This is a genomic window from Pseudomonas turukhanskensis (assembly GCF_027922365.1).
GTDB classification, from domain to species: Bacteria; Pseudomonadota; Gammaproteobacteria; order Pseudomonadales; family Pseudomonadaceae; genus Aquipseudomonas; species Aquipseudomonas turukhanskensis.
Genome location: NZ_BSFN01000004.1, coordinates 60305 through 84043, shown reverse-complemented (window position 1 = coordinate 84043; position 23739 = coordinate 60305). Strand labels below are relative to the sequence as shown.

General features: G+C 60.1%; 23 protein-coding genes. 4 read left to right on the top strand and 19 right to left on the bottom strand.

Annotated elements, in window-relative coordinates; translation table 11 throughout:
• Window positions 1-81 precede the first annotated feature (81 nt).
• From PKE98_RS09010 to PKE98_RS08975, 8 genes are all read right to left on the bottom strand, one after another.
• Complete coding sequence (locus PKE98_RS09010; RefSeq protein ID WP_271194949.1) at window positions 82-1389, bottom strand: amidohydrolase family protein; 1308 nt, start codon at window positions 1387-1389, stop codon at window positions 82-84.
• 200 nt (window positions 1390-1589) lie between these two features.
• Window positions 1590-2867, bottom strand: a complete 1278-nt coding sequence (locus tag PKE98_RS09005; protein ID WP_271194948.1) for a cytochrome P450 — start codon at window positions 2865-2867, stop codon at window positions 1590-1592.
• Between the two features lie 200 nt (window positions 2868-3067).
• A complete protein-coding gene (locus PKE98_RS09000; protein WP_271194947.1) occupies window positions 3068-3571 on the bottom strand; it encodes a carboxymuconolactone decarboxylase family protein in 504 nt (167 codons plus the stop codon).
• A 1-nt stretch (window position 3572) separates the two neighbouring features.
• Window positions 3573-4748 (bottom strand): thiolase family protein, encoded by a 1176-nt coding sequence (locus PKE98_RS08995; protein WP_271194946.1) that lies wholly within the window; start codon window positions 4746-4748, stop codon window positions 3573-3575.
• Complete coding sequence (locus PKE98_RS08990; RefSeq protein ID WP_271194945.1) at window positions 4745-5647, bottom strand: 3-hydroxyacyl-CoA dehydrogenase; 903 nt, start codon at window positions 5645-5647, stop codon at window positions 4745-4747. The genes PKE98_RS08995 and PKE98_RS08990 overlap by 4 nt, the downstream gene beginning before the upstream one ends.
• 12 nt (window positions 5648-5659) lie before the next feature.
• A complete protein-coding gene (locus tag PKE98_RS08985) occupies window positions 5660-6511 on the bottom strand; it encodes a fumarylacetoacetate hydrolase family protein (RefSeq protein ID WP_271194944.1) in 852 nt (283 codons plus the stop codon).
• Complete coding sequence (locus tag PKE98_RS08980) at window positions 6511-7575, bottom strand: amidohydrolase family protein (protein WP_271194943.1); 1065 nt, start codon at window positions 7573-7575, stop codon at window positions 6511-6513. The genes PKE98_RS08985 and PKE98_RS08980 overlap by 1 nt, the downstream gene beginning before the upstream one ends.
• A gap of 337 nt (window positions 7576-7912) precedes the next feature.
• Window positions 7913-8632: a TetR/AcrR family transcriptional regulator gene (locus PKE98_RS08975; RefSeq protein ID WP_271194942.1), complete on the bottom strand. Its 720-nt coding sequence runs from the start codon at window positions 8630-8632 to the stop codon at window positions 7913-7915.
• Window positions 8633-8814: 182 nt separating this feature from the next.
• Here PKE98_RS08975 and PKE98_RS08970 point away from each other — a divergent pair, with 182 nt between their 5' ends.
• A complete protein-coding gene (locus tag PKE98_RS08970; RefSeq protein ID WP_271194941.1) occupies window positions 8815-10446 on the top strand; it encodes an ATP-dependent acyl-CoA ligase in 1632 nt (543 codons plus the stop codon).
• Between the two features lie 197 nt (window positions 10447-10643).
• Here the strand turns inward: PKE98_RS08970 and PKE98_RS08965 are convergent, their stop codons facing one another.
• Window positions 10644-11444, bottom strand: a complete 801-nt coding sequence (locus PKE98_RS08965; protein WP_271194940.1) for an SDR family NAD(P)-dependent oxidoreductase — start codon at window positions 11442-11444, stop codon at window positions 10644-10646.
• A gap of 101 nt (window positions 11445-11545) precedes the next feature.
• Here PKE98_RS08965 and PKE98_RS08960 point away from each other — a divergent pair, with 101 nt between their 5' ends.
• Window positions 11546-12304, top strand: coding sequence for a DUF2889 domain-containing protein (locus PKE98_RS08960; RefSeq protein WP_271194939.1), 759 nt, complete (start codon window positions 11546-11548; stop codon window positions 12302-12304).
• 80 nt (window positions 12305-12384) lie between these two features.
• Here PKE98_RS08960 and PKE98_RS08955 read toward each other — a convergent pair whose 3' ends face one another.
• The 4 genes from PKE98_RS08955 to PKE98_RS08940 all read right to left on the bottom strand — a co-directional run bounded on the left by PKE98_RS08955 (window position 12385) and on the right by PKE98_RS08940 (window position 16276).
• Window positions 12385-12960 (bottom strand): aromatic-ring-hydroxylating dioxygenase subunit beta, encoded by a 576-nt coding sequence (locus PKE98_RS08955; protein ID WP_271194938.1) that lies wholly within the window; start codon window positions 12958-12960, stop codon window positions 12385-12387.
• 80 nt (window positions 12961-13040) lie between these two features.
• Window positions 13041-14453, bottom strand: coding sequence for an aromatic ring-hydroxylating dioxygenase subunit alpha (locus tag PKE98_RS08950; RefSeq protein ID WP_271194937.1), 1413 nt, complete (start codon window positions 14451-14453; stop codon window positions 13041-13043).
• A gap of 111 nt (window positions 14454-14564) precedes the next feature.
• Window positions 14565-15578: a fumarylacetoacetate hydrolase family protein gene (locus PKE98_RS08945; protein WP_271194936.1), complete on the bottom strand. Its 1014-nt coding sequence runs from the start codon at window positions 15576-15578 to the stop codon at window positions 14565-14567.
• Window positions 15575-16276, bottom strand: a complete 702-nt coding sequence (locus PKE98_RS08940) for an SDR family NAD(P)-dependent oxidoreductase (protein WP_271194935.1) — start codon at window positions 16274-16276, stop codon at window positions 15575-15577. The genes PKE98_RS08945 and PKE98_RS08940 overlap by 4 nt, the downstream gene beginning before the upstream one ends.
• Before the next feature lie 138 nt (window positions 16277-16414).
• Between PKE98_RS08940 and PKE98_RS08935 the strand changes: the two genes are divergently transcribed.
• Together PKE98_RS08935 and PKE98_RS08930 are read left to right on the top strand one after the other, a co-directional pair.
• Window positions 16415-16813, top strand: a complete 399-nt coding sequence (locus PKE98_RS08935; protein WP_271194934.1) for a Zn-ribbon domain-containing OB-fold protein — start codon at window positions 16415-16417, stop codon at window positions 16811-16813.
• Window positions 16813-18003 carry a thiolase family protein gene (locus PKE98_RS08930; protein ID WP_271194933.1) on the top strand — a complete coding sequence of 397 codons (1191 nt, stop codon included), beginning with the start codon at window positions 16813-16815 and terminating at the stop codon, window positions 18001-18003. The genes PKE98_RS08935 and PKE98_RS08930 overlap by 1 nt, the downstream gene beginning before the upstream one ends.
• 107 nt (window positions 18004-18110) lie before the next feature.
• Here the strand turns inward: PKE98_RS08930 and PKE98_RS08925 are convergent, their stop codons facing one another.
• The 6 genes from PKE98_RS08925 to PKE98_RS08900 form a co-directional block, all read right to left on the bottom strand.
• Window positions 18111-18893, bottom strand: coding sequence for an IclR family transcriptional regulator (locus PKE98_RS08925; RefSeq protein ID WP_271194932.1), 783 nt, complete (start codon window positions 18891-18893; stop codon window positions 18111-18113).
• Window positions 18894-18982: 89 nt separating this feature from the next.
• The gene (locus PKE98_RS08920) at window positions 18983-20569 is read right to left on the bottom strand and encodes an MFS transporter (protein ID WP_271194931.1); all 1587 of its coding nucleotides are present in this window, start codon (window positions 20567-20569) and stop codon (window positions 18983-18985) included.
• A gap of 136 nt (window positions 20570-20705) precedes the next feature.
• Window positions 20706-21587 (bottom strand): fumarylacetoacetate hydrolase family protein, encoded by an 882-nt coding sequence (locus PKE98_RS08915; RefSeq protein ID WP_271194930.1) that lies wholly within the window; start codon window positions 21585-21587, stop codon window positions 20706-20708.
• A 1-nt stretch (window position 21588) separates the two neighbouring features.
• Window positions 21589-22539, bottom strand: coding sequence for a VOC family protein (locus tag PKE98_RS08910; RefSeq protein WP_271194929.1), 951 nt, complete (start codon window positions 22537-22539; stop codon window positions 21589-21591).
• Window positions 22540-22584: 45 nt separating this feature from the next.
• Window positions 22585-23343 (bottom strand): SDR family NAD(P)-dependent oxidoreductase, encoded by a 759-nt coding sequence (locus PKE98_RS08905; protein ID WP_271194928.1) that lies wholly within the window; start codon window positions 23341-23343, stop codon window positions 22585-22587.
• Window positions 23344-23394: 51 nt separating this feature from the next.
• Complete coding sequence (locus PKE98_RS08900; RefSeq protein WP_271194927.1) at window positions 23395-23616, bottom strand: ferredoxin; 222 nt, start codon at window positions 23614-23616, stop codon at window positions 23395-23397.
• Window positions 23617-23739: the final 123 nt, after the last annotated feature.

The window sequence follows — 23739 nt, the reverse complement described above, 5'->3', positions numbered from 1 at the left end:
GAACACAGGCGCAATCGCCCCGGACGGAGCGACCACAGGAGCGACGTCTGCGCCTGATCCACGATCAGGCGCAGCTTCTGCTTACAACGCGGTTTGCGCGTCAGCGTCGGCGAACATCCGGTTGATATCGCCGGAGGTCACAGGCTTGTCGTCATGCCGGCCGTGGTCGGCGCCACCCAAGCCCAGGGCCGGTTCGGTGCTGACGTGGCGAGCCTGGGCGCGCAATGCACCAACGGTGCAGTTTTCGCGGCCATGGATGGCGAACGGGTCGAACGAGAACTCGCGCATGGCGTTCAGGTGAGTGACCTTGTCGATCATCGCCTTGTCCAGGTGCTGCAAGCCTTCCCAGGCGGTTTCTGGCGAGTTCGGCCAGGTGCAGTCGGAGTGCGGGTAATCGCTTTCCCAAGTAACCATGTCGGTGTTCAGGTACTTGAGGTTCTGCAGGCCGAAGTTGTCTTCGATAAAGCAGGTGATGAAGTGCTTGTTGAAGATGTCGCTCGGCATCTGCCCGCCAAAGTTGGAGTTGGTCCAGGCGTTGTGATGACGGTGGGTAAAGTCCGCACGTTCAAGCAGATACGGAATCCAGCCAATACCGCCTTCGGACAGCGCCATGCGCAGGTCCGGGAATTTCTTCCACATCGGCGCCCAGATCCAGTCCGCCGCCGAGTTGGCGATGGAGATCGGCATCGAGGTGATCCAGGCATCGATGGGAGACTCGTCGGATGCGTGGCTGGCTTTGACGCCCGTACCGATATGGCAGCAGATGACCACTTTGTTATCGCTGCAGGCTTTCCACAGCGGGTCCCAGTAATCGCTGTGGATCGACGGGTAACCGTGGATAGACGGGTTGTCCGAGAGCGACAGCGCGTGCACGCCCTGCTTGGCCAAGCGTTCCACTTCGGCAGCGGCAGCTTTCATATCCCACCACGGCACGATCATCAGCGGAATAAAACGGCCCGGTGCGGCGTTGCACCAGTCGTGCAGGTGCCAGTCGTTGTAGGCCTGGATAGCGGCCAAGGACACTTCGCGATCGGCGTGCATCTGGAAACGTTGCCCGGCAAAGCCCGGGAAGGTTGGAAAACACAGCGAGCCGAGCACACCGTTGGCGTTCATGTCATCGACACGGTCCTTGATGTTCCAGGTGCCACGACGCATTTGCTCGTAGCCCAGCGGCTCCATGCCGTATTCCTCTTTCGGCCGGCCGACTACCGAGTTCAGACCCATATAGCCAGTGGCTTGCTCTTCAAACACCCACACATCACGGTCGCCCTTTTTCACCACATGCGGCTCACGCCCCTTGAAACGGGCTGGCATATGACGAGCAAAGGCATTTGGCGGCTCGATCGCGTGGTCATCGACGCTGACGAGAATCAGATCTTCAACTTTCATTGTTTTCCCCTTCGCATTCGGGCTTGTTGTTGTGCCTGAATCATAGTGCACGTTACGCTCTAATTAAACACATATTTTGAATGTGTTCATATTAATTCGTATAAGCGACAAAAATCCGTAGGGTGTGCTGTGCGCACCATTGCGATATCGAGGAGATCGCTTGGTGCCCGCAGCACACCCTACGGGTCAGCGTTGCCTACTCAATCCCAGAGAACATGCAGGTAATGCGGCCCGCGCAGCTGCGCACCGACGATCTCCGGCGCCGGTTTGCTCGGGTCGAGACGGATATTGGGCAGCAGGTCGAGGATGGCGTTGAGCGCGCAGTTGATTTCGGTTTTGGCCACAAACTGACCGATGCACATATGCGGTCCAAAGCCGAAACCAAAGGAAGGTTTGGCCTTGCGGTCAATGTCAAACTTATCGGCATTTTCGAAGGCTTCTTCGTCGCGGTTGGCTGAGGTGACGATGCATTGCACCATCGCTCCCGCCGGAATTTGCACACCGCGAATCTCCAAATCCTTGGCCGCCTGGCGCACTTTGAAGGTGGCAACGGGTTCGAAGCGCACCGCTTCGTCAATGGCCTTGTTGACCAGGCTGCGGTCGTTGCGTACACGCTCCAGGGTTTCGGGGTGTTCCAGTAGCAACGACATCAAAGTGCCGAACGTACGGGTGGTGGTTTCGCTGGCGGCCGGCAACAAAGAGCGCACAAAGGTGGCGATTTCGTGGTCGTCCAGGGAGCGGCCTTCGTACTCCACGCGTATCAAGCGGCTGATCAGGTCGTCACCGGTGCCGCCTTCGGCGCGGCGCTCGGCGACCGCGTCTTTAACCACGTCATACAGCGCCTTCGCGGCCTGCATGGCGGCGCCACGGGCGGCGGCAGCTTTTTCCGGATCTACCTGCGGGCCCGCTAGGATCGCCAGGGCCCAGGCGGCGTACTGCTCGATTTTCTCAGGACGGTCTTCGGGAAAACCGATCAGCGAGTAGATCACCCGAATCGGGAAGTACAGCGCGAAGTCCATCAAGTCGCCGCCTTTGTTCGGCACCATGGGCTTGATGTATTCCTCGCGAATCACGCGGTCGATGCGGGTTTCTTTCCAGCGATTGACCGTCTCCGGCATAAACACCGGTTGCAGCAAGTTGCGGATGTTCTTGTGCGCATCACCGTCCATGGCGGTAAGGATCAGACCATCAAAAAACGCGCCTAGGCCTTCGGCGATAAAGCCGCTGGTAAACGTCGTGGCGTCACGCATCACTTTCATCACGTCGTCGTACTTAAACAAGGTGAAGGTGGGGCGATTGGCGTCCAAGCCCGCAATGGACGGCACGCCCAGGCGGTTCATAAAGTTGTCTGCCAGCACAGGCGAATTGGCACGCATGTCACGGTAAGTGGCGTGCAGGTCGATATCGCTGGTGCCCTTGTAGTTGCTGGCCACATCGGTGAATGTTTTGACCAGATCGCTCTGTGCTGCTGTAGACATGATCGTCTCCGTTATTTTTGTCTTTATTTATGGGATAGGCGCTCGGGCCGTGACCAATACTAGGCTTATGGCGATAGTTATTGGACGTTTTTACACAATTTGATTAACTGTCGTCGATCCTGTAGGAGCCAGCTTGCTGGCGAACCCTTGCAAACGCTGTGTTTCCAGGATTTTCCAGCAAGCTGGCTCGTACAAAACGGCTAATAGGCCTGCTGCACAAACGTCATCCGCCCACCCGCCAGCATCAACGCGCAAAACATTCCTAGCTCCACCACCTGCTCAGTGCTGAAGAACTCATCCAACCGGGCAAAGTGCTCGTCGCCAATGGCCATGTAATCGCTGGCAAACAACTCGGCATACGCCAACGCCGCCTGCTCGGTGGGTGTGAAATGCTCGCTGGCGCTACTCAAGCAGGCGATGTCCTGCTCAGTGACGGTGTCGGACTTGCGCGCCAACTGGCACGCCTGGCAGGTGGTGATGCTGGCGATCTTCAGGCGCACCAATTCGCGCAAGCGCTCGTCCAGCACACTGTCGCTGTGCAGGCTGTCCATCAACGCCAACCACGCCAGCGCCGCTTTGGGCCGATGGGCCCACACCTGCACGGGCGTGGTGGAGCTGAGCATGCGGTTCTGTTGGCCATGCGCGACGGCGTCCTGCAACGCCGCCGGCATGGCGGCCAGCGGTACCAGCGGCAGGCGCGGCACCTTAGTCGAGCCGTTCGATAATGGTGGCCGTGCCCATGCCGCCAGCGCAGCAGATGGCTTGCAGGCCATATCGTCCACCGGTGCGTTCCAGCTCATTGAGCAAGGTGGTCATCAACCGCGCACCACTGGCGCCCAGCGGGTGGCCAAGGGCAATGGCGCCACCGTTCACGTTCAGCTTGCTGTGCGGTGCGCCGGTTTCCAGCATCCAGGCCAGAGGCACCGAGGCGAAGGCTTCGTTAACCTCGAACAGGTCGATGTCGTTGATGCGCAGTCCCGCCTTGCCCAGCACTTTATGCGTCGCGGCGATGGGGCCGGTGAGCATCAAGGTGGGGTCGGAGCCGACTGTGGTGAACGCACGGATACGCGCCCGGGGTTTAAGCCCGAGCTTTTTCGCGGTCTCTGCGCTCATCAGCAGCAAGGCCGCCGCACCGTCGGAAATCTGCGAGGAGTTACCGGCGGTAATCCGGCCGGTCTCCGGGCGGAAACTGGTCTTTAGCGTGGAGAGTTTTTCCCGCGTGGTGTCGCGGCGAATGGTTTCGTCGCGGCTCAGAATAGCGGCAGGTTCGGTCAACGCTTTTTCACGCAGTTCCTCTACCGGCACCGGGACGATCTCGTTATCGAAATACCCAGCATCGGACGCCGCAGCGGCGCGCTGGTGGCTGGCAAAGGCAAAGTCATCCAGTTGATCGCGGCTTAGCTTCCATTTATCGACAATGCGCTCGGCCGCCTCGCCTTGGCTGGTCAGCTCATACCGCTCGATGGCCATCCAGCCAAAGGCCTCACCGTGAATTTCACGGTTACTGCCCATGGGCACGCGGCTCATGTTTTCCGCGCCGCCCGCCACCACGATATCCGCCCCGCCACTGGCAATCGCGCCAGCGGCCAAGTGAACAGCCACCTCCCCCGAGCCGCATTTGCGGTCGATGGTCAGCCCCGGAATGGTCACCGGCCAACCCGCACCTAGTAACGCGGTGCGGGCGATATTGGCCGACTGCTCACCGATCTGCGTGACGTTGCCGAAGATCACGTCATCGATCAGCGACGGTGACACATCCACGCGCTCTAGCAGGCGGCTGATAACCAGCGCGCCCAAGTGGTCAGCCCGAACACCAGCCAGGCTGCCGCGGAATTTACCAATGGGCGTACGAACCGCATCAACGATGACAATCTCTTTCATAGCGCACTCGCTTTTAGGCCTGAGCCAGGAACCTGTTTGCCATCTTCATAGCGGTACACGCCCTGCCCGGTTTTGCGGCCAAACCGCCCCGCCGCGACCATTTTGATAATCAGCGGGCACGGGCGGAATTTCTCGCCCAAGGTGGAGTGCAGGTAACGCAGTACCGACAAGCGCGTGTCCCATCCGGTGAGGTCGCCCAGTTCCAGCGGCCCCATCGGATGGTTGAAGCCCAGGCGCAACGCGGTGTCGATGTCTTCGGCGGTGGCCGTGCCTTCTTGCAACATCCACATCGCTTCGTTGCCGAGCAGCGCGGACATGCGACTGGTGGTCAAGCCGGGGGACTCATTGACCACGATGGAGGTCTTGCCGATTTGCTCGCAATAGGTACGGGTGCGGGCGACCACTTCATCGGTAGTTGCCAAGCCGCGAACCAACTCGACCAACTTCATTTTGTGCACGGGGTTAAAGAAGTGCATGCCGACTACGCGGTCGGCGCAGTCCACCGATGCTGCAATTTCAGTCACGCTCAGGGCCGAGGTGTTGGTGGCGATAATCGCGTCCGCCGCCAGCAAAGGCGCGGCTTGGCTGATCACTGCTTTTTTAACAGCAAGCTGCTCGGAGACGGTTTCCACCAACAAATTAGCGCCCGCAGCGGCTTCGCTGAGGTCACCGGTGGTGTGCAAATTGGCCAAGGATTCTTTGGCCTTTTCTTCGCTGACTTTGCCCAAGCGCACGCCGTCGCCCAGAATCTTTTCGATGCTGGCTTTGGCTTGGCTGAGTGAGGCTGCATTGGTGTCCACCAGCACGGTGGTAAACCCGGAGCTGGCGAACGCGTGGGCAATGCCGGTGCCCATCAAACCGGCGCCGACCACGACTACTTTTTCTTTTTGGTTATTCATCGTTTGCTCTCGTTAGCCACGGTTCTTTTCGCTGACCACATTGCGCAAGGTGCCGATGCCTTCAACACTGGCTTCGACCACATCGCCCTCTTTCAAATACAGCCCGGTGCCCATGCCGACGCCGGCGGGTGAGCCGGTGAACAGCACATCGCCGCAGGCAAAGCTGGACCGCTGCTGCACAAAACTGATGAGTTGGCCGACGTCCCAGGTCATTTCGGCAGTGTTGCCGTCCTGCCTGGTTTCGCCGTTCACTTTCAACGTCAGGCGCAGCTTGGGCGAGCCCTCGGGAAACTCGTCCTTGGTGACAATCCAGGGGCCCAGGCCCGTTGTCCGGTCTTGGCTTTTCGCGGCGAAGAGGTCCATACCGATACCCGGCGGACCGCTACGCTGTAAATCGCGGGAGCTGACGTCGTTCCCCACGGTGTAACCGAGCACGCTGGCCAGCGGGTTTTCCAGGTCGATCTCGTTACTACCAATCACCGCCACCAGCTCCACTTCGTGATCCAGCTCTTCGGTGAGTGGCGGAAAACGGATCGGGTCGTGGGCGCCGATCAGCGCGCCGTAGGCCTTGAGAAACGCGACTGGCTGGGCCGGTGCGCTCAAGCCGAATTCCACCAGGTGTTTGGCGTAGTTAGCACCGGCCACCACCACGCGATTTACTCGCTCAATAGGCGGCAGCAAGCGCACTTTCGACAGTGGCAATGCTGGCCCGGAAAAGCGCAGCGAGCTAATGCCACGGCCTGCCGCAACAGCCGGGGCCCACTCTTCAAAGTCGCCGGCAATCGGCGTCACTTGATCCTGAGCGACATCAACCACAGCCCAAAAAGCACCAGTAGAAAAATACTCACAACGCGCCAGCTTCATCAGGCACCTACCTGGCCCAATTTGGCCGGATCGAGGTGCAGCAACCGGCAGGCGTTTTCGTAGCGGATTTTGTTCAGGTCCGCGTCGGACAGTTTCAAACCATGGGTTAGATCGTGACGCACGGCATCGCTGCCGCCGAAGTTGCTGCCGTAGAGCACGTGGTCCACGCCAATGATGTCGACCAGCGCTTGGCGCATGGGCACTTCGTGCAGCTCAACGTCAAAGTAGAAGTTCTTCATGTAGTCGAGGAAAGGACGTTTGTTGTACTTCACGTCCAGGTTTTCGTTGGTTTTCGCCAGGCGGCCCAACTGGTACGGCACGTAGCCGCCGCCGTGGGTGATGTACACCTTGAGGTCCGGGAAGCGATCGAGCACGCCGCCGCAGATCAGGTTCCAGAAGCACCGGCTTTCGTCGTACTGCATGCCAACGATGGCGGTGGTTTCGTAACGGTCGGTGTTGGCGTCTTTGCCCCAGGTAACCGACTGGTTGTAGCCGTGTACGAAGATGGGCAAGTCGAGGTCGCACAGCGTGCGCCACACCACATCCAGTTCCGGCGAGTCGTATTCCAGACCACCAAAGTTGGCGCCACCGGCCACCAGGCCTTTCGCGCCGAGTTCGGTGCAGGCGTAGCGCAGTTCAGCGGCAGCCGCTTCCGGCACGTTCAGCGGCGCGTGGGCCCAGTACATCAGGCGGTCCGGCGCGGCGGAGCAGTACTCGGCGAGGGTTTCGTTCACCTTGCGGGCAAACGGTACGGCGAACTCGGCTTCGGTCCAGTACATGTAGCAGTGCGACGGCACCGAGACCACCTGCAGGTTTTGCCCCGCAGCGTTCATGCCGGCCAGGCGCACTTTCGGGTCTGCCCAGCGAGCGAAATATTCTTCCAGTTTCGGACCATTGCCCGAACGCACAGCCGCCTTACGCTCCGGCGACCCCAAGCCAAGAATCCACTCGCCTACACGCAGCTTGATATCGCCGTCGGGGTGTTGCTCAAAGAACGGGCCCCAGTGTGGGTGCTGGTTGTAATAGCCCGGATGGGGAGCGTGTGCGTGGAGATCAATAAGCATGGCTAGGCACCTCAAGGTTGGTACTTTTTTGTTGGTTGTTAGCGCGGCGCTTTTACGTGGTCAGCCACGAAAAGGAATGCCGAAAGGCTCGCTGCTGAGGCCAGAGCTTAAATTTAAAATGAGCAGAAATCAAAAATCTGTTCATATTATTTTCAGTCGGCGCGTAGAAGCCCGTGCCAGAGCCTTCTAGAGGTGTCGACTGGGTGTCAGTTTTACCGGCGAGTGCCGCGAATGGAGGGGGACGAACGGAATGGGGTCACAGGGAAATGCAGCAGGCAGAAACGCAAAGCCCCCGAGATACGGGGGCTTTGGCGGTGTTGCGCGGTGTAAAACGCGATTAGCGGCGGGTGCGCGAAGTCGAACCCATGATCAACGCGCCGATCAGTTTTTTTACACGCACCGGGAATAAGCGACGGCCGGCGGCCTCGGGCACAAGGATTTCGCTCAAGACATAACGAATGATCATCTCGCAGATCAGTTCACGGTCCAGACGCACGCCCAGGCGGTCGTCCCAATCATCGAACACGATGCCCAGGCCATCCTGAAAGCGCACGATCGAGTCGTGGAAAATGCGGCGGAAGAAGCCCAGCGCATAGTCCGGCGCCACCACCAACAGCCGGCGAGCACGGCTCTGTTCCAGGTAGTTGTCGAGGTAGGCAAACAGCGCATTCAGGCGCGCTTCGGGATCACTGATATGGCCCAGCTCCTGGGACAGCGAGGTGTGGAAACTCTCGCGTTTGTGCCGGGAAAAGGTGTCCAACAAGTCTTCTTGCGACGAGAAGTAGCGGTAGAACGTGCCGCGCGACACACCTGCTACCTGGCACACATCGAGAATCGAAATGCGGTCCGCGCCAGACATCAGCACCACTTCTTCAGTGGCCTTGAGGATATTGGCGATGGTCTCTTCGGACCGCCGATTGGGCTTAACTTTGACACCCGCCGCACTGTTTCTGGCCGCCGGTTTTACCGTGCGCAGCGAAGCATCTGGCGCAGCAGTTTTCTTTGTTTTAGGGGCTGGCGAGGCTGTTTCGGCTTTCGTGGCTGCGCGTTTTGGCATGAAAGGTTGGGCTCATGGAGGCTAAAGATGCGAAACATTAGCACAAGAGCTGTGCATAAATAACACTATATGTTCAACTCTTTGCTAAAGACATTTCCGAAGTTTGTATTTAGAATCCGGTTCTCTCTTCAAAATAAAAGCAGGCAGATCAGTCGTTGAGGCTGCCTAAACGGAGAAAACTCATGGGCAGCACTGGAAATCCAGACACGTGGGCAGTGGGAGAACGAGACACTGTCATTGCAGCACTAGATCGTGCGGTGGCGCGACATCCAGACAAAGTATTGCTGGATTTCAGCGGAGAGTTATACACATACGCCGAGGTTGACTCACTATCGACCAAAATGGCCAACGCACTGTCTAGCCTTGGGGTAAAGCCCGGCGAAACCGTATTGACCATGCTCGATAACAACATCGATGCGGTCACCACCTGGCTGGCCATCAACAAGCTGTGTGCCGTCAGCGTGCCGATCAACACCGCCTTGAAAGGCGAATTCCTGCGCCATCAAATTGCCGATACCGGCACCTCGGTGGTGATTTGCGAAGCGGCGTACTTGGCACGCATCACGCCATTGGCAGAACAACTGCACGACGTGCACCACATTCTGCATCGCGGCACACCGGAACAGATTCCCGAGTGCAGCATTCGCATCGCCCCGCTGGACGAGTTCCGCGGCAGTGATGCCACGCCGCTGGCGACCAAACCGCAACCATCCGACCTCGCCTGCCTTATCTACACCTCGGGCACTACCGGGCCCTCGAAGGGCTGCATGATCAGCTACAACTTCATGTGCAACCTGGCGCGCTTGCAATTGCGCGCAGGCCCCGCCGGCCCGGACGATGTCACCATCACTCCGCTACCGCTGTTCCATATGAACGCCCTGTGCGTGTCGATCATCGCCAGCATTCTGGTAGGCGCGCGCGCCGCCATTCTGCCGCGCTTCTCGGTCTCGAACTTCTGGCAGGAAGTGGAACGCTCCGGCGCCACTATCGCCTCCATTCTCGGCGGCATGGGCGGGCTGCTGGCCCAGGCCCCAGACAACGACGCCATGCTGCGTTGCGTCGGCCAAATCCACACCGCACGCGGCAACCCCTACACCGAAGAAACCAAAAAGATCTGGCGTGAGCGCTTTGGAACCAAGCTGGTGGGTGGCAATGGCTATGGCCTGACCGAAGCCTGTGTGATCACCTCGCTGGCCGCCGGCGAATACGCCGCGCCGGGTTCTTCGGGTAAACGTATTCCCGACTTCGATGTACGCATTGTCGATGACCTCGACCAGGAAGTGCCGCCCGGTACTCCAGGTGAGATCGTCGTGCGACCTCTGCGCCCGGACATCATGTTCCAAGGCTACTGGCGCCGTCCGGAAGACACGCAAAAACTGATGCGCAATATGTGGTTCCACAGCGGCGACATTGGCCGGTTCGACGACGACGGCTTCTTCTATTTCGTTGACCGCAAAAAGGACTACCTGCGTCGGCGCGGGGAAAACATCTCCAGCTTCGAGATGGAAGCCGCCTTTGCCGTACACCCGGCGTTGGCCGAGGTCGCCGTGCATGCGGTGCCGTCCGACAAGGGCGAAGACGATGTAAAAGTGACCGCGATACTGCATGAAGGGGCGACGTTGCAGCCTGAAGAGCTGTTCCACTGGGCGACCGATTCGGTGCCCTACTACGCCCTGCCACGCTATATCGAATTTCGCACCAGCCTGCCGAAAAACCCGCAGGGGCGGGTGTTGAAGTATCAGCTGCGTGATGAAGGGAAAACGCCAGGGACGTGGGACTTAGAGACGACGAATATCACCGTGTCGAAGAAATAAACGTTTGGCCCCATACACCGTCATTCCCGCGAAGGCGGGAATCCAGTTTCTTTCAGGAAACGGCGCTCGCCGCTAAATTATGGGTCCCCGCCTTCGCGGGGACGACGGTGCGGTTATCAAGACCGAGCATATGATCGTAGAGCGTACGCAATAAAAAACGCGGCCATCTGACCGCGTTTTTTTATGCCTGACGCAACTCAATACTCGCGAAACGCCACGCCTTTGGGGCGAGAGTTGTAGCCCGGCAAATGCAACCCACCATCCACATGAATGGTCTCGCCGGTGATATAGCGCGACATCTCGGACGCCAGAAACACCACCACAGGGCCAATATCCGTTTCCGGATCACCCGAGCGGCCCAACGGGCGCATCGACGCGGACATTTCCGCGAACCCGGGCGTCTCCGCCGCCAGCTTGTGGAAGGTCGCGCCCATCGCCGTTGGGGCGATGGCGTTGGTGCGGATATTGAACCGGCCCCACTCGGACGCCGCACTGCGGGTCAGGCCAACGATGGCCGACTTGGCGGTGTTGTAGTCGCCGTGCAGCCAAGCGCCGATCTCGATATCGATCGAGTAGAAGTTGATGATCTTGCCGCCGCCTCGCGCTTTCATATGTGGCAGTGCAGCTTTCATCGCCCACCAGGCCGCCCACACGGTCGAGTTGAGGGTTTGCTCGAGCATGGCATCGGTTTTTTCTTCGAGGAGCACGTTGGGCGTGGGCGCGAAGGCGTTGTTGACCAGAATATCCAGGCCGCCAAACTCATCCACCGCCAACTGCACGGCCGCTTCGATATCGGCTTTCTTGCACACGTCGGTCTTGAGAAACACCGCCTTGCCGCCCAGGGCCTTTAGCTCTGCCACCACGGCTTCGCCGCTGGCGGCATCCAGCTCGGCGACCACGACGGCGGCGCCTTCTTTGGCGAAATTCAGCGCAATGCCGCGCCCGATGCCGCCACCAGCGCCGGTAATGACCGCCACCTGTTCATTGAGCAGAGCCATAGCCCCTCCTTTTCTTGTTTTTTGATGAACATAATTGGTTATAGTGTTCAAATATAACCGATTTCGCCCGACTGAACAGCAGTAGAACAAGGATATTGAGCATGGCCGGTTTTCGTCGTCGCGTAGACATCATCGCCAACTACACCGAGTACGGTGGCGAGGTGCGCGCCGCCCTGGAAGACGACTTCCATCACTTCCGCGTCTGGGTGCGCCATGAGGCCGGGAGCGTCACGGCTATCGGCGGCGAAGCGCTGCGCTTCCCCTACTCCGCGTGCCCGCAAGCCACCGCGCAGTTACAGCAGTTGCTGGGAATGCCGTTGAGCAGGGTCGCCCACTCAGTAACCCGACAAACCGATGCCAACCACCAGTGCACGCACCTGCTGGACCTGGCGGGGTTGGCGATTGCGACTGCAGCACGGGGTAGCGAAAAGCGCCGCTACGACATCTTTGTGGGCGAGCGGGTCAATCAGCGCACCCGCGCGACCCTGGTGCGCGACGGCAATGAAGACCTGACGTGGGATATCGACGGCACGCATATCGAGGGGCCGTATGCGTACGCCGGAGTGAACCTGCGCGAAGGTATGGCGAAGTGGGCGTTGAGCAATCTGTCAGAAGACGTGGCCGAGGCGGCGCTGTTGCTGCGGCGCTGCACGCTGATCTCGATGGGGCGCGCGTACAACCTGGACGCGCAGGTGCATGCAGTGAATACCGGGCATTGCTTCACCCAGCAGCCCGAGCGGGCCGAGCAGGCGTTGCGAATGAAGGGGTCAACGTTGGATTTCAGTAATGAAGGGCAACGGTTGTGTGCCACCGATAACGCGTGGCTGCAGGAAGTGTTCACGCCAACGCCGTCAGCGTAGGGTGTGCTTCGCGCACCAAGGGCCATATGCGTTTGCCCGTTGGTGCGCGGAGCACACCCTACGAAGAGCGACGGCGTCGTTTACAGGAACACCGCCAAGTTCGGCGTACCCAACACGGCTTGATCGAGGATCACCTCACGCCGTGCCAGCTTCAACCCATTTTCGCCACGGCGCAGCACATCACGGCGTTCACCACTGATGATGTCGACGTGGTGGTCCTTGAAGCGGCTGCGGGTCAGCAGCAGGTAGCTGGTCACCACCCACTCGTCCGCCTTGGCGGTCTCTTCAACAAAGATGTTGGTGACCAGGCGACGGGTACGCGAGGGTGGGTCTTCGGCCCAGGCGCTCTTGCCGGACAGGCGCAAGATGCGGCCCAGGATCGAGCGGTAGTCATCGTGGTAATGCTGGGTGGTGCGCACGATGGTGGTTTTCAGCTCGGAGGCGGTGCGCGTCTGGCGCAGCGGTACGGTGTAGATCAGATCGGTATCCAGCAGCTCTGACCATTCTTTAAGGCGAATCTGGTCGAGCAGCGTGGCTTCCTCATACAGAAACGTGACCACGTGGTTGTAAAGCGGCGAGCCCACTGGCACGCGCTTGGTACCGACGGGGGAACCCGGCTGGATATCTTCCACGCCGCGTTGTTGAACCTCAGTCATGGGTTACTCCTACTTTTTATTCTTGTACGAGTGAATGCAGGTGAACGGGCGGCCTGTTACGGCCGCCGGCTTGCACGGAATCAGGACTCTTTTTCTTCGTCCGATGCCGTCATCAGTTCATGCCAGTACAGCCACCAGTGCCACTGGGTGTCGTCTTTGGTAAAGCCTTCGTTGACGATACCCGGGCCCGGCCAGCCTTCCGGAGCGCCGGTTTCAAAACACGCCTGATACTTGAGCGTGCTCTTGCGGCCCATGGCACCTTTGGCGGCGAGGGTCATGTGCGGCCAAGTGTCGGAGTCGTCCTGCTCAACCATGCCGGAGGTGCCAAACAACTGGATGGTCTGCTTGAGCATCTTGTCGCGCAACTCTGGCGGCGCGTCTTTCTCGGCGAAGATCCAGTTCACGAACTCGAGCTTGTCCGGGCCTTGCGGCACATAGGCGTGCAGGGTCATGGAGCCGACCACGGTGCCGTCTGGCTGCGGAATGTAAACAAAGCCGAAAAGAATGTTCGGGAACATCCCGCCCACTTGCGGCGGCATGCTGGTGAGCACCTGCAGTTGGTCGTCGCTGAGGTTGTTCGCCAGTTGCTCAACCATGTCGCGGGTCATGCCGGCCGGCGGCAACGCTTCGAGCTTTTGCTGCACGGTGAGTTCGGCCGGGTCCAGGCCAGTCAGGCGTTTGATCTTGCGCGCCAGGTCGATGCAACGCAGGGCATGGCCGTGCGGCGAGCTGATTTCCACGCCGTACATTTCCGGGCTCAGATCAGCCGTTGTTTCGCCCTCGCCTTTCTTGGCGTAGTTACCCACTTCACCCAACCAGCGGTGCAGGGTCAGGGTGTGGAAGCCGTCGGCTGCCGATTGCTCGCCAGCGGTTTTCCAGTTTGCATTGACGATAAAGCGCTGCGGAGGGCCGAGTACTTCCATGCCTTTGTCAGAGCGGCAGAACAGCATGTCGTAATACCACTTGGCGTCGCCGAGGAACTCGTCAAAGGACGGCCCGTCGATGTTCCAGGTGGCGAACACCAGGCCGCCGTACAGCTGAACGCGAGCTTTCTTCAGGCCCAGTTCTTCTTTAGGCAGCATCTTGCCGTGCATGCACTCGCGCTCCACCGGCGAGCCGATAAAGTCGCCGTTCGGGCGGAAGGCCCAACCGTGGTAGATGCATTTGTGGATTTGCGTGTTGCCGCAGTCAGCAGTGCTGATGCGCATGCCGCGGTGCGGGCAAACGTTGAGGGTGACGAACACTTCACCTTGTTTGCCACGGGCCACGATGACGGAATCGGAACCCAGGTCACGGACCATAAAGTCGCCGGAGTTGGGGATCTCCGACTCATGGCCCAGCAGTACCCAGATTTTGCCGAAGATCTTTTCCATCTCCAGCTCGTAAATTTCGCGGTCAGACAACACGCGCATCTGCACTTCGCGGCTAGATGGGTAAATCAGGTCAGCGACCTTGGTGCCATCGGACAATACGGGGCTTGTTCTTGTTAGCATGATTGCCTCCTACTCAGGGCGTCACGGCGGTAAGCCGCGATGCAATATAAGACACTTTTTTAGTTTCTGTACATAGAATTCACTCATGACTTGTAAGTGAATTCGTCCGCCTTATGCCGTTTGTTCTGCTTTGCTCGCCGCCTTAGTGCCGGCTTGCGTACGCAGCACGCCAATGCCTTCAATCTCCAGCTCCACCACATCGCCAGGCTTGAGGTAGCGCAGCTGCTCCAGGCCGCAGCCGTTGCCCACCGTGCCGGAACCGAGGAACTCGCCGGGGTACAGGGTTTCCGAGCGCGACACATGGGCGATGACGTCTTCGAAGGTCCAGCGCATATCGCGGGTGTTACCACGCCCCCACTCCTCACCGTTCACCCGCGCGATCATATTCAAGTCGTAGGGGTCGCCCAGCTCGTCGGCCGTCACCAGGCACGGGCCCATGATGTTGGCGGTATCGAAGTCTTTGCTTTTCGCCGGGCCAAGCATGCCGGGCATCTCCAGCGCCTGGGCGTCGCGGGCGCTCATGTCGTTGAAGATGGTGTAGCCGACGATGTGCTGACGGGCCGCCTCGCGGCTGATGTCTTTGCCGCGCTTGCCGATGTAGCAGCCGAACTCCAGCTCGAAATCCATCGCTCGGCTAAAGCTCGGCCAAAGGAATTCGTCGTCGTTGCCGATCACGGCAAAGCGGTTGCCTTTGTAATAGATGGGTTGCTTATTGAAGGTTTCGATCACCCGGTCATCGGCGCGGGTGTTCATAGCCTTCAAGGTGGCTTCCGGGTCTTCGGTGCGCAAGGCACGGGCGCGACGGGCAGCGGCGAAGCTCTGCTTCAGGTGCAGCTCAAAGCAGGAGCAGTCACGCATTTGCGGGGGTGGCTGAATGGGTGCGCGCAGTTTTACGCTCTGGCGCTCCAGCACCGTCTCCCGGGGTGCTTTGGCCACTAGCCAGCGGGCCAACTCCAAACCGGATTCTCCGGCCTCGACCAGCGCCAGAATACTCACCAGCGCAGCACTGTCGTGGCCACGCAGTAGGTGGTGGGTACGCTGCAGGTCGAGCACCAGTTGGTCGTTATCCAACAGTGCACCGGCCCGGTCGATGCCGATGGCGTCTACAAACGTCACCAGTCTCATACGCGGCCACTCACTGGCAGCAGCGCGCCGGTTACGGCCACAGCTTCGTCGCTGAGCAGAAAGGCGACCACGGCCGATAACGCGGCTGGCGTTACCCAGCGGCTGCTGTCGGCATCGGGCATATCGGCGCGGTTGGCCGGGGTGTCGATAATGCTTGGCAGCACGGCGTTGACGGTGACGTTGCGATCTTTCAATTCTTCAGCCAGCGCCTCGGTCAGACGCGCCACACCGGCCTTGGACGCTGCATAAGCGCCCATGCCCATGCCGGCTTTCACCGCGCCCAGGGCGCCGATATTGACGATACGCCCGGCCGTGGAGTCCAGCAGAAAGGCCAAAGCCGCCTGGGAGCTGACCACAGCGGTGCGCACATTCATCTGATAGAGGCGGTCCCAGGTGTCCAGGCTGCCGCCTTCCAGGGTTTCCCAGGCAAAGCCGCCGGCCACATTGACCAGGCCATCGATGCCTCCGAGTGTTTCGTGCACCTGAGCAAAGGCGGCCTTGGCCGACTCGGCGGAGGTCAGGTCCACCCCGCCCACGCACATCAGATCGGCGGTAGCAAGCAACGCCGCCGGCGCCTCGCTGCGGTCCAGCAGGGCCACCCGTGCACCACGCTCGGCCAGCAACTTGCCGAGGGTGCTGCCCAGGGCGCCAAAGCCGCCGGTGACGACTACCCTCTTGTCCAGTAACGACTGGGACATCGCGAAATCCTCTTGTTGTTGTTTTAGCGCCACAACCGTCTGCGGCGCTTTTCTGGGTGCAAATATATGACACTTTTCCAATATATGTACAAATGATACTGTGTGACCACACGTCAAACACTTGTCTGCGGAATGCCGATGCCTAGAAAACTGCCTGCACTCAACGCCGATAACCGCGCCTTCTGGCAAGGCGGGGAACAGGGTGAACTGCGCATTCACCACTGCGCCAGTTGCAGCCGCTTTTTCCACCCGCCAGCCCCGCTCTGCCCGCATTGCGCCAGCTTCGAGGTGACGCCCACGGCGGTGTCCGGCAAGGGCAAGGTGCTGAGCTACACCATCAACCACCAGGCCTGGAACCCCGAACTGGAGGTGCCCTATGTGGTGGCGATCATCGAGCTGGTGGAGCAACCCGGCTTGCAATTCGTCAGCAACGTGGTGGGCATTCCCGTCACCGATGTGCATATCGAGATGCCTGTACGGGTCAGCTTTCTCAATATCGAGGACGTGTGGTTGCCGCTTTTCGAGAAGGATCAGTGATGTTCGATCACCGTTATGAAAAAGACGTGGCCATTACCGGCATCGGCCAATCCGAGATCGGCCGGCCATCGAGCAAGTCGGCCATGCGCCTGACCCTGGATGCCTGTCTGGAGGCCATCGCCGATGCTGGCTTGCAGCGCAGCGATATAGACGGCGTGGCTTGCTGGCCAGGCGACAACAACAATGGCGACCCGTTTTCTCCGGTCGGGCCCAGCGCCCTGAAAAGTGCCCTGGGCCTGAACGTGAACTGGTTTGGCGGCGGCTACGAAGGCCCTGGCCCGCTGGCTGGCGTTATCAACGGCGCCATGGCGATTGCCGCGGGCCTGTGCAAACACGTGCTGGTGTTTCGCACCATCACCGAAGCCACGGCACGGGTGACCAACAAACAAGCAGGTGCCTTGACCAACAAAACCCAGGGCCGCGACAGCAGCTACGCCTGGCAATGGTTTACGCCGTTCAACGTGCAATCGGGCATCAACCTGATGGCCCTTTATGCGCAGCGCCACTTTCACGAATACGGCACCCAGCCCGAGCAGCTGGCGCAGATCGCCCTCACCTGCCGGCAGAATGCGATGCGCAATCCCAAGGCCTTGTTCCGCACGCCCATGAGCATGGACGACTACATGGCTTCACGGATGATCTCCACACCACTACGGATGTTCGACTGCGATGTGCACTGCGATGCCTCGACGGCAATCATTCTGTCGCGCCGCGATATCGCCCAAGACCTGCCGAATAAACCCATCCGCATCGAAGCCATGGGCGCCGCGCTAAATCAGCCGTGGTCGTGGGACCAGATCAACCTAACCAAGATGGCCGCCTTTGATGTCGGCCAGATGATGTGGGCGCGCACCGACTACACGCCGCAGCATGTGGACTCGGCGCAGCTGTATGACGGGTTTTCGATTCTGACCATGATCTGGCTGGAAGCATTGGGGTTGTGCCCGGTGGGTGAAAGCGGCGCCTTTGTTGAAGGCGGCAAGCGGATTGCGCTGGATGGGGAGTTGCCGATCAATACCAATGGCGGGCAGCTATCCGGCGGCCGCACCCATGGCCTCGGCTATCTGCATGAAGCCTGTTTGCAGCTGTGGGGGCGTGCTGAGGGCCGACAGACGGCGGAACATCGGGTGAGTACGGTGGCGGCAGGGGGTGGGCCGTTGGGGGGGAGTTTGTTGTTGGTGCGGGAATAGGTGCGTTTTTTTGTAGGAGCGACCTTGGTCGCGAACCCTGGAAAAGGAATTCGCGACCGGTGTTTGCAGGCTTCGCCAGCAAGCTGGCTCCTACAAGGGGAGTTGCGTCAATAAAGAACGCTGGTCACCTCATCGCAGAAGGTGATCAGCGCCTTACCCAACTCCGCCAGCCCTTCGTCATCTCGCTGCCCGCGAAACATCACGGCTGACACGGTGAATTCAATGGTATTGGTCGGCGAATAAATGGGCGCTGCGACGGCCAGAATGCCCATGGAAAAATGCCCATCGTCCATCGCCCAGCCGCGTTCGCCGGCCAGTTTTACTTCTTTTTTGTAATCATCAAGCGGCATGGGCCTGGCCCAACGGATCTTCTCGAAACCGGCCTGTACCAGAGGGTCGTCGAGGTCCATCAGGGTGGCAAATAAGCGGCCACTGGCGCCCATCAGAATCGGTAGGCGCTGCCCTTCGGCCATGTCGATACGCACATCGGTAGGGCTGGCGGCGGCGCTGACGATGGCGATGCGATCGGCGCTGATGCGCCGCCACAGGGTGATGGTCACCCGCAGGCGGGCGGCGAGGTTTTGCAGCATGGGTTTGGCCATTTGCACACGATGGCCTTGGGTCATTTGCTGCTCAACCAACCGTGCCAGGCCCAGGCCCACCGAATAGCGTTTGGACATGGCGCTGAAGTCCACCACCTCTTCCTGCACCAGGGTGCGCAGAATGTTGAAACAGGTGCTGGGGTTGATGCCCAGTTGGCGGGCGATATCTACCGAGCGTTCGGGCGTGCCGACCTGGCTGAGGTGGCGGAGGATGCGAATGGCGTTGGCAACCGGTTTTACGATGACGGCGTTGGCCGCTTTGCTGTCAGTGCTTTCTGTGGAGTCCATGCCGCATCCCGGTAACTTAATGTTGCCGGCATTCTAGCCTGAGAATGATTTACCCCGTCAAAGTTTTATCTGGGAATGAGTCAGACGAATTAACCGATATGTGCGGCCGGCGGTTGATAGATCAAACGCCGCGGCGCCACGTCTTCGCGGCGAAAGCGCTCTATCGCGAGTTCCTGCACATAATCGGCCTGGGTCACCCGCGCCTGCTGGCGTAAGTAGTCCAGCCACGACTCGACGATAAAGCGCTCGCTATACAGCTGGTCATCGGCCATGTCGCGGTACAACCGCCAGTTCTGCGCACCATTGCGTCGGCGCGCTTTGCCCACGGCATACACCGCCGAGAGAAACCCCTCAAGCTCGCCAGCAGGCACCTGGTACACGATCTCCACCGACACCGGCCCATCAGAGTGGGCAACCGGCGTGGCCAGTTGCAGTTTGTCGGTCACCTGCACCTCGGCGAAGTCTGCCTCGTGGCCGAGCTCTACCCGGCCCTTGCGCATCAGCACGCAGCCCAGCAGCAGCATAAAACCGGAGAGCAGCAGACTCTCGTTCAGGCCGACATATTCGGCCAACGCGCCCCAAACCGCACCGCCGGCCGCCATCGAGCCCATCAAGGTGAGCACATACACCGCCGACACCCGCGCGCGTACCCAATTGGCCGCGTAGGTTTGCACCACGGTGGAAATGGTGGCGTTGACCGCCATCCAGCCCACCCCGGCAAATAGCATCATGGTGCACACCACATAGCGGTTATGGGACAGCGCGGCGGTAAAGGTCGCCGCCGAAAACGCCACGGCGCCGCAGGCGATCAGCCGTTGCAGGCCCATTACCCGATACAGACGCGGCAAATTCAACGCTGCCACCACCGCGCCGGCACCGAGGAACGCCATCAGCAAGCCATAGCCGCCGGCATCCATGCCCAGTTCCTGTTTCGCCACTAAAGGCATCAGCGCCCATAACGCGCTGGCGCTGCCGGTGAAGACCAACACCTGCAGCAAGGCGCTGAATAAAACGGCCGAATGGCGGATATAGCGCAGGCCGCTGCGCATACCGCCGGTCAACGTTTCCGGCGGCAACCCTTCGGGGCGAGGCGTGGCCGGCAGGCTAAATAGAAAAACCATTACCACCAGCATGCACAAGGCAATCACCAGAAACACCGAAGTGGTGTTCCAGTACGCAATCAGGGCGCCGGCCAGCGCCGGGCCCAGCGCACGGGTGGCGTTAATGGCGATGCCGTTGAGCGAGACGGCGGCCGGCACTTCGCTGCGCGTCAGCACACCGACCATGGTGACCATCCACGCCGACATGCCCAGGGCACTGCCGGTGCCAAGCAAAAAGGTAAAGGCCAGCAGGCCCCAGGCGTCCAGGTGCGCGGTGTACGCCAGCACGGCGAGCACCACGCCGGCAAACACCATCAACGCCTGGGTGACGATCAGCCAGCGACGCCGGTCCACCAGGTCGGCGATTACGCCGCCGGGCAAAGCGAAGAGAAACACCGGCAGCGTGACGGCGGTTTGCACCAGCGAAACCATGGTCGCCGATGTGGTGAGGGTGGTCATGATCCAGGCGGCGCCGACCGTTTGCATCCAGATCGCCAGGTTGACGATGGCCATGGCCAGCCAGAGGCCGCGGAAGGCCTTGTTGCGGAATGGCGCCCAAGCGGAGCCTTCAGACATCAGAAAAACCTCGCTTGCCTCAGCATTCTGGGTCCCCGCCTTCGCGGCACGGCGGAGGTTTAAGCAAGCACTCAGTCATTCCCGCGCAGGCGGGAATCCAGAATCTCGCAGGGGACTATGAATCTACGGACTGTCACTAAACCAAAGGCTGCCCCAACCGCCCAACCTGGCGCGCCGGGCTCAACGGGCGTGGCAACGCCACCGTATTGCGCAAACGGCCGACGCCGGTAATCTCCGCCTCAACCAAATCCCCCGGCTGCAAAAACCGCCCCGTCTCCAACCCCACGCCATGGCTGGAACCGGTAAACACCAAATCCCCCGGCCGCAAGCTAATGCGCGCATCCAAGTAATTGAGCAACTCATCCAGGGCGAAGATCATCTGCCGAGTGTTGTCCTGCTGGCGCACGTCTTCGTTCACGCTCAAACGCATATTCAGGGCGGGCTGCCCGTTAATCCGCAGCTCATCCGGCGTCACAATCCACGGCCCAACCGGCGTGGTGCGATCCATGGCTTTTTGCGTAAGCAAATCCAGCCGGCCAATCTGCTTGCCGGCATCGCGGGCGCTGATGTCATTGCCCACGGTGTAACCGAGCAGGCAGGCAGTGGCCTTGGGTTCGTCCAGCAAGGGCCGACCGACCACCGCCACGAGCTCCACCTCGTAATCGAGCTGACCGGTCAGCGGTGGGTAACTGATCTCGTCATTGGCGCCGATCAGCGCCGACTCTGGCTTCATATACGCCAGTGGGTGCGCCGGTGCATCGCTGCCCAGGCGTTGCAAATGGCTGAGGTAATTCAGCCCCACGCCAAATACCCGCGCCCCCGGCTCCAGCGGCGGCAACAACCGTGCATTGGCCAGCGGCACGCGCTCATTGGAGAGTTCAAAGGCCTGGATGGCCTCTACCGGGCTAAGCCCTGCCCAGGCGGCAAACGGCGCGTGAATGCGCCGCAGCCGGTAGGTTTCCGCTTCCAGCAAGGCCCAATACGCGTCACCGCCAACTGCTACTCGCGCAATGCGCATGTCAGTGCTTGGCCAGGTACGTAGGCAGGTACTCGGCGTCGAGCACTTCTTCCGGGGTTTTTACGCTGGGGCCGAGAATAGGGCCGACCATTTCGTGGCCCCACAGGCTAAGTTTTTCCGGGTTCAGTTCGAAGGGGTCGCCCTGCCACGGCTCCAGTTCCGCAATGGTTTCAAAGGCGAAACCGGACGGATTGAAGTGATAGAACGACAGATGCGGGTCCTGGGCGTGTTGGCCGAGGGTCATCATCATCGGCAGTTCGCGCTTGCGCACCAGGTCGTAGGTTTCACCCACGTCGCGCACATTGTTTACAAACAGCCCCACGTGCTGCACGCCCATGCGGCCGGGGCCGTGGCCGTAAGCGATGTCGTGGCTGGTTTTATGGTTGAGCTTGGCGCGGAAGAAGCCGGTGCGGCCCTTGCCGGCGCCGGCGCCGTACCAACTGAGACCCATCACGCTGAGCAGAAAGTTTTCCAGCTCCGGGGTGTAGTCCGGGGTGATCAACACCACATGCCCTGCCCCGCGTTCGCCACAGAGAAAACCGGTATGTGGGCGGCCTGGCTGGAAGGAGTCAGGCAACCATTTCTGCCCGTAAAACAGTTCGTACTGGTAGCCCACCGGGTCGCGAAAACGCACCACTTCGCGCACACCGCGCAACTCGCAAAACGCGGCATCGCCTCGGGTAAATTCGATATTGGCGGCGGCCAGTTTTTTCAGGCCGTCTTCAAAGGCCATACGCCCGACCGCTTCCCAACCGATATAGGCAATGCGGTCGACTTTGCCGGGGTGAAAGGCAAAGCGATGGCGGCGATCGTCGAGGCGAAAGTACAGCGAGTCGGGGTCGCTCTCGGGGTTCTTACCGATGCCAAAGCCCATCACCTGCGGGCCGTATTCACGCCACGCGTCCAGGTTGGGGGTTTCGAAACCCATGTAGCCAATGCCGATAAGGTCCATGTTGTTCACCTTCTCTTGTTTTTGTTCGAAAAGCCCAGGCAGGTGCTATACGGCGAGCAGCCCACCGTCGATGACAAAGTCGGAACCGGTTATAAACGAAGCTTCATCCGAGGCGATAAACACCGCCAGGTTGACCACTTCTTCCGGCTCGCCGGGGCGGTCCATCAGCACGCCATCAAGCAACATGGCGCGTACTTCGCGGTTCTCCAAAAACGGCCGGGTGCCTGGCGTGGCGATAAAGCCCGGGCTGATGCTCACCGCCCGTACGCCCACCGCTGCGCCTTCTACCGCCAACTGACGGGTAAAGGACACCACCGCGCCTTTGGCCGCCGAGTGGGCAGAAATGCCGGCCGCTTTCGAGCCGCCCCACGCCGCCGTGGATGACACGTTGATAATCACCCCGCGCTGCTCGGCCAAATGGAGCCAGGCGTACTTGGTGGTATAGAACAGCAGGTCGATTTCGTTGCGGATGGTGTAGTGCCAGTCTTCGATCGACAGCTCATGCACCAGGCCAAATTTCGCGGCCGAGGCGTTGTTGTACAGAATGTCGATACGGCCGTGTTCGGCCACAGCGGCGTCGATCCAGGCCTTGGCCTGTTCGTGGTCACCCAGGTCGACCGGCGCCGACCCGTACAAGGTGAAACCTTCAGCCTGCATCAGGGCCGCAGTTTCTTCATGGCCGGCGGCGACAAAATCGCAGCCCACCACAATCGCCCCTTCGCGGGCAAACCGCAGCGCCGCTGCGCGCCCCTGGCCGCCACCGGTACCGGTGATCAAGGCCACTTTATTTTGCAAACGTCCCATCAGCACATCCTCAACACAGTGGTTTGGCGGGCCTTGCAGCCCGCCATGGGCTTAGTCGCTGATGGGTTCCAGCCAGATGGCTTCGGCCGGGCAGGCGGCAGCGCCCTCGCGGGCCTCTTCCTCAAGCTCCGGCGGCACATTGGCGTCGTCGAAGTACACCAGACCGTCGGCGTCGAGTTTGTAAACACTGGGGCAGATAGCGGCACACAGGCCGTAACCACAGCAGCGGCTACGGTCTGCCACGGCTTTGAATTGCGCTTTTTCTGAACTCATTTTTATCTCCTTATCAGGTTCAGGCTTGGTAAATTATGAACACTTATTTATTTTATGTGCAAATAGTTTTTAGCAGGGATATGCTCCCAATCGTCTGCTGGTACAAACCCCAGCCGCCGAACC

What these genes read in the sequence shown, in the direction of transcription:
- PKE98_RS08945 (WP_271194936.1), bottom strand. Translation starts at nt 15,578, where the DNA reads ATGAGACTGGTGACGTTTGTAGACGCCATCGGCATCGACCGGGCCGGT.
- PKE98_RS08920 (WP_271194931.1), bottom strand. Translation starts at nt 20,569, where the DNA reads ATGTCTGAAGGCTCCGCTTGGGCGCCATTCCGCAACAAGGCCTTCCGC.
- PKE98_RS08985 (WP_271194944.1), bottom strand. Translation starts at nt 6,511, where the DNA reads ATGAAGCTGGCGCGTTGTGAGTATTTTTCTACTGGTGCTTTTTGGGCT.
- PKE98_RS09010 (WP_271194949.1), bottom strand. Translation starts at nt 1,389, where the DNA reads ATGAAAGTTGAAGATCTGATTCTCGTCAGCGTCGATGACCACGCGATC.
- PKE98_RS08970 (WP_271194941.1), top strand. Translation starts at nt 8,815, where the DNA reads ATGGGCAGCACTGGAAATCCAGACACGTGGGCAGTGGGAGAACGAGAC.
- PKE98_RS08935 (WP_271194934.1), top strand. Translation starts at nt 16,415, where the DNA reads ATGCCTAGAAAACTGCCTGCACTCAACGCCGATAACCGCGCCTTCTGG.
- PKE98_RS08950 (WP_271194937.1), bottom strand. Translation starts at nt 14,453, where the DNA reads ATGCTAACAAGAACAAGCCCCGTATTGTCCGATGGCACCAAGGTCGCT.
- PKE98_RS08930 (WP_271194933.1), top strand. Translation starts at nt 16,813, where the DNA reads ATGTTCGATCACCGTTATGAAAAAGACGTGGCCATTACCGGCATCGGC.
- PKE98_RS08995 (WP_271194946.1), bottom strand. Translation starts at nt 4,748, where the DNA reads ATGAAAGAGATTGTCATCGTTGATGCGGTTCGTACGCCCATTGGTAAA.
- PKE98_RS08990 (WP_271194945.1), bottom strand. Translation starts at nt 5,647, where the DNA reads ATGAATAACCAAAAAGAAAAAGTAGTCGTGGTCGGCGCCGGTTTGATG.
- PKE98_RS08900 (WP_271194927.1), bottom strand. Translation starts at nt 23,616, where the DNA reads ATGAGTTCAGAAAAAGCGCAATTCAAAGCCGTGGCAGACCGTAGCCGC.
- PKE98_RS08975 (WP_271194942.1), bottom strand. Translation starts at nt 8,632, where the DNA reads ATGCCAAAACGCGCAGCCACGAAAGCCGAAACAGCCTCGCCAGCCCCT.
- PKE98_RS08925 (WP_271194932.1), bottom strand. Translation starts at nt 18,893, where the DNA reads ATGGACTCCACAGAAAGCACTGACAGCAAAGCGGCCAACGCCGTCATC.
- PKE98_RS08915 (WP_271194930.1), bottom strand. Translation starts at nt 21,587, where the DNA reads ATGCGCATTGCGCGAGTAGCAGTTGGCGGTGACGCGTATTGGGCCTTG.
- PKE98_RS08960 (WP_271194939.1), top strand. Translation starts at nt 11,546, where the DNA reads ATGGCCGGTTTTCGTCGTCGCGTAGACATCATCGCCAACTACACCGAG.
- PKE98_RS08965 (WP_271194940.1), bottom strand. Translation starts at nt 11,444, where the DNA reads ATGGCTCTGCTCAATGAACAGGTGGCGGTCATTACCGGCGCTGGTGGC.
- PKE98_RS08980 (WP_271194943.1), bottom strand. Translation starts at nt 7,575, where the DNA reads ATGCTTATTGATCTCCACGCACACGCTCCCCATCCGGGCTATTACAAC.
- PKE98_RS08910 (WP_271194929.1), bottom strand. Translation starts at nt 22,539, where the DNA reads ATGGACCTTATCGGCATTGGCTACATGGGTTTCGAAACCCCCAACCTG.
- PKE98_RS08905 (WP_271194928.1), bottom strand. Translation starts at nt 23,343, where the DNA reads ATGGGACGTTTGCAAAATAAAGTGGCCTTGATCACCGGTACCGGTGGC.
- PKE98_RS08955 (WP_271194938.1), bottom strand. Translation starts at nt 12,960, where the DNA reads ATGACTGAGGTTCAACAACGCGGCGTGGAAGATATCCAGCCGGGTTCC.
- PKE98_RS09005 (WP_271194948.1), bottom strand. Translation starts at nt 2,867, where the DNA reads ATGTCTACAGCAGCACAGAGCGATCTGGTCAAAACATTCACCGATGTG.
- PKE98_RS08940 (WP_271194935.1), bottom strand. Translation starts at nt 16,276, where the DNA reads ATGTCCCAGTCGTTACTGGACAAGAGGGTAGTCGTCACCGGCGGCTTT.